We start from the raw sequence: 3,801 nt of genomic DNA on the forward strand, positions 1-3,801 counted from the left end.
GCCCCGCAGGCCGCCCCGGCCGCCGTCGGCTTCAGCGTCCCGGTCGACGCCGCGCCGTCCACCCCCTACCGCGCCTCCGGCGCCATGTGGGCCAGCGGCTACCACACCGGTGTGGACTTCTCCGCCCCCACCGGCACCACCGTCAAGGCGGTCGCCCCCGGCACCGTCGTCTCCGCCGGCTGGGGCGGTTCGTACGGCAACGAGGTGATCATCCGTCACGCCGACGGCCACTTCAGCCAGTACGCCCACCTCTCCTCCATCTCGGTGAGCGCCGGCCAGTCGGTCTCCGCCGGGCAGCAGATCGGTCTGGTCGGTTCCACCGGCAACAGCACCGGCCCGCACCTGCACTTCGAGATCCGCACCGGCCAGGGCTACGGCACGGACATCGACCCGCTGTCCTACCTGCGCTCCAAGGGCGTCTCCATCTGAGGCACCCGCCGAGGAGGCCGCACCGCCGATCCATCGCCACACCACCCCGAGCAGCGGCGCGTGGGCGGCCGGCCAGGAGTCCCCGCCCGCACCGGGGTTGCCGAAGAACTCCCGGCACGCCGCCACCGTCGCCGACAACGGGTTCCAGGCCGCGATCGTCGCCAACCAACCGGGCATCAGCTCCGGCGCCACGAACACGTTCGACAGCGCGGTCAGCGGAAAGGCCAGCGGGAAGACGATGACGCCGACCGTGTCGGGATTGCGGACCAGCAGCCCCAGCCACAGCCCCACCCAGGTGATCGCGAGACGCAGCAGCAGGATCAACCCGAGCGCCGCCGCGGCCCACCCCCACCCCCGGTGCCACTGCCAGCCCACCAGCAGCCCGCAGGCCACCAGCACCGTCAACTCCAGCAGCGCCCGCACCAGGTCCGCCGCCCCGCGTCCCACCGGGAGCGCGGAACGGGCCACCGGCATGGACCGGAACCGGTCCACCACGCCCCGGCTCACGTCCTGCGCCACCGCTCCGGCCGTCGCCCCCATCCCGTAGAGCATGGTCATCACGAAGACCCCGGGCAGCAGGTACTCGCGGTAGGAGCCCTCGTCGGTGACCGCCATCCCGCTGCCGAAGACGTAGCCGAAGACCAGCACGAACATGATCGGCAGCGTGAAGTAGAGGATGATCTCCTCGGGGGAGCGGACCACGTGGTCCAGGTTGCGCCGGGTCATCACCCGGATGTCCCCCAGCGCCCACCGCAACCGGCCGAGCCGGGTGCGGGGGAGGACCAACGGCGCCGGCGCGGACGCCGGTCCGCCGATCCCCGGGCGAACGGTCGTCGTTCCGCTCATCGTCCCGCACCCCCGTTCGCCGTCGTGCCCGGTGTGTCCGTCGCGCCCGTCGCGGCCCCGGATGCCGGCGGGCGGCCGGTCAGCCGCAGGAACGCCTCGTCCAGCCCCGGTCGCCGGGTGCCGATGTCCTCCACCCGCACCCCGGTGCCCTCCAACTCCCGCAGCGCCACCGACAGCGCCGTCACCCGATCCCGCACCTCCACGTCCACCCGGCGGGCCTCCCGGTCCACCCGGGGTTCCCCATCACCCAGGCGGGCCAGCAGCCGCACCGCCCCGACCAGGTCACCGGTGTCGCGCACCACGACCTCCAGGCGGTCGCCGCCGCTCACCGCCTTCACCTGCTCCGGGGTGCCCTCCGCGACCACCCGGCCCCCGTCCAGCACGGTGATCCGGTGCGCGAGGCGATCGGCCTCCTCCAGGTACTGGGTGGTCAGCAGCACCGTGGTGCCGGCCGCCACCAGGTTCCGCACCGCGTTCCACATCCGGTTGCGGCTGCGCGGGTCCAGACCGGTGGTCGGCTCGTCCAGGAACAGCACCTCCGGGACCCGCACCAGGCTCACCGCCAGGTCCAGGCGCCGCCGCATCCCACCGGACCAGGTGCCGGCCGACCGGTGGGCGGCGTCGGTGAGCTCGTACTCCTCCAGCAGTTCCTCGGCCCGGCGCCGTGCCCGGCGGGGCCCCAGCTTCGCCAGCCGGCCGAACATCACCAGGTTCTGTCGGCCGCTCAACGTCTCGTCCACCGCCGCGTACTGGCCGGTCAGCGCGATGCGGGCCCGGACCCGCTCCGGCTCGCGCGCCACGTCGTGCCCGCACACCAGTGCCCGGCCGGCGTCCGCGCGCAGCAGCCCGGTGAGCACCCGCACCGTCGTCGTCTTGCCCGATCCGTTGGGCCCCAGCAGGCCGTGCACCGTGCCGGTCCGCACCCGCAGGTCCAGGCCGCGCAGCGCCTCGTGCCCCCGGAATCGCTTGCGCAGTCCCTCGGCGCGGATCGCGGTCCCCGCCCCCGTCGTCGGGTCCGGTGGCGCGTGCGCCCCTGTCGTCCCGGTCATCCCCGTCACCCCAAACCGTGTACGTCGTATACTCAGGTGTACACCATACGCGGTTTTGGGGTGTGCGCGATCTCCCTGCGCGCACGGCCGCCTAGGATGGGCGCGACCGGACGCCGACGGACGGTCACGGATCGGGACACGAGAGCGAGGCGGCGACCATGGGCTCCCCCGGGAGCGGCGGGCGCGGCCCCGCCCACACCCTCGACCTGCTGTGGGGCACCGTCCGACCGGGCCGACGCGGCCCCCGGGGCGGCCTGAGCGTCGAGGCCGTGGTGCGCGCGGCGATGGACCTCGCCGACGCCGAGGGCCTGGCCGCCGTCTCCATGCGCCGGGTCGCCGAATCCCTGGACGTCACCACCATGTCCCTGTACCGGTACGTCCCCGGCAAGGACGACCTGTGCGACCTCATGCTCGACGCCGCCTCCGGCACCCCCGACACCGCCGGGTGGCCGGACGACTGGCGGGGAGCGCTGGAGCACCTCGCCCGCGACATGCGGACCGTCTTCCGGCGCCGCCCCTGGGTCCTGGAGATCCCCATCAGCGGTCCGCCCCTGGGTCCCAACAACCTGGCCTGGATGGAGGCCGGACTCGCCGCGATGCGGAACACCGCCCTCGACACGGGCGAGCGGATCCGCCTGTTGATGCTCCTCACCGGACACGTCCGCTCCGAGGGGCAGCGCGACCTGTCCATGGAACGGGCCGGCGCGCGCACCGGCGTCGCGCCGCAGGAGTGGGGCCGGGTCTACGGCGAGATGCTCGGCCGCGTCCTGGCCGACGACCGGTTCCCCACCCTCGCCCGCCACGTCCGCGAGGGCATGTTCGACAGCCCCCCGGAGGCCGACCCCGACGAGGACTTCGAGGCCGGCCTCGCCCTCCTCCTCGACGGCGTCGAGGCCCTGCTCACCCGCCGCGCGGGCGCCGGCCGCGCGGACGGCTGAACGACCGGGGCGGGCCGTCCTCCGCGAACGCGGCGCCGCTACGCCCCCGGCGTCCCGTGGGCCGCCGCCCAACTGCGCCCCGACCACCTCGACCTGCTCGCCGCCCTGCCCCTCACCGTCCGCATGACGATCGAGGGCATGGGCGAGGTGCTGTTCTGCCACGCCACCCCCCTCCGCGACGACGAGGAGGTCGTCCTCGTGGACTCCCGCCTCGACCGGTGGCGCGAGGTGTTCGACGGACTCGACCCCGCCGTACGGACGGTGGTGCGGGGAGCCCCGAGTGACGCACTGGAATCGGAGGAGAGGCGCGCACTGCTCGCCTCCCGCGCACGGCAGGCCCGGGGCCGGGAGATCGGCGTTCCCCATGCCGAGGCTTTCCGGCGCGTCTTCGGCGAGGAGCCGTGATTCCTCGGATCGCACGGAGAGCAGGCCCGGCTTCCCGGTGGGCGCCGGGGAGCCCGGGTGCCGGGATGGAAAACGCGCCGGGCCGCTGATCCCGGGCGCGAGTCCGTCGCCGGCGGGGGCTCAGGGGCCGGTGG

At 74.5% G+C, this 3,801-nt stretch carries 4 protein-coding genes and 1 pseudogene; 3 read left to right on the top strand and 2 right to left on the bottom strand.

The annotated features are described in order from the left end of the window. On the top strand, positions 1-429 hold a 429-nt coding region (locus tag FOE67_RS19350), incomplete at its 5' end, for a M23 family metallopeptidase (protein WP_182666031.1). A 123-nt stretch (positions 430-552) separates the two neighbouring features. Here FOE67_RS19350 and FOE67_RS19355 read toward each other — a convergent pair. Together FOE67_RS19355 and FOE67_RS19360 are read right to left on the bottom strand one after the other, a co-directional pair. Next, a pseudogene (locus FOE67_RS19355) lies at positions 553-1,275 on the bottom strand (ABC transporter permease); the annotation flags it as partial. Then, on the bottom strand, positions 1,272-2,324 hold the full coding sequence (locus FOE67_RS19360) for an ATP-binding cassette domain-containing protein (protein WP_182666026.1): 1,053 nt from the start codon (positions 2,322-2,324) through the stop codon (positions 1,272-1,274). The pseudogene FOE67_RS19355 and the gene FOE67_RS19360, both read right to left, overlap by 4 nt. A 158-nt stretch (positions 2,325-2,482) precedes the next feature. On the opposite strand from FOE67_RS19360, the gene FOE67_RS19365 reads away from it, so the two are divergent. Then, the gene (locus FOE67_RS19365) at positions 2,483-3,262 is read left to right on the top strand and encodes a TetR/AcrR family transcriptional regulator (RefSeq protein ID WP_182666029.1); all 780 of its coding nucleotides are present in this window, start codon (positions 2,483-2,485) and stop codon (positions 3,260-3,262) included. Positions 3,263-3,385: 123 nt separating this feature from the next. Next, positions 3,386-3,667 carry a hypothetical protein gene (locus FOE67_RS30820; protein ID WP_438874256.1) on the top strand — a complete coding sequence of 94 codons (282 nt, stop codon included), beginning with the start codon at positions 3,386-3,388 and terminating at the stop codon, positions 3,665-3,667. The last annotated feature ends 134 nt before the right edge of the window (positions 3,668-3,801 follow it).

Source organism: Streptomyces calidiresistens (genome assembly GCF_014141525.1).
GTDB lineage: Bacteria > Actinomycetota > Actinomycetes > Streptomycetales > Streptomycetaceae > Streptomyces > Streptomyces calidiresistens.

Coding starts and splice junctions, on each gene's coding strand:
- FOE67_RS19360 (WP_182666026.1), bottom strand. CDS start 2,324: ATGACCGGGACGACAGGGGCGCACGCGCCACCGGACCCGACGACGGGG.
- FOE67_RS19365 (WP_182666029.1), top strand. CDS start 2,483: ATGGGCTCCCCCGGGAGCGGCGGGCGCGGCCCCGCCCACACCCTCGAC.
- FOE67_RS30820 (WP_438874256.1), top strand. CDS start 3,386: ATGACGATCGAGGGCATGGGCGAGGTGCTGTTCTGCCACGCCACCCCC.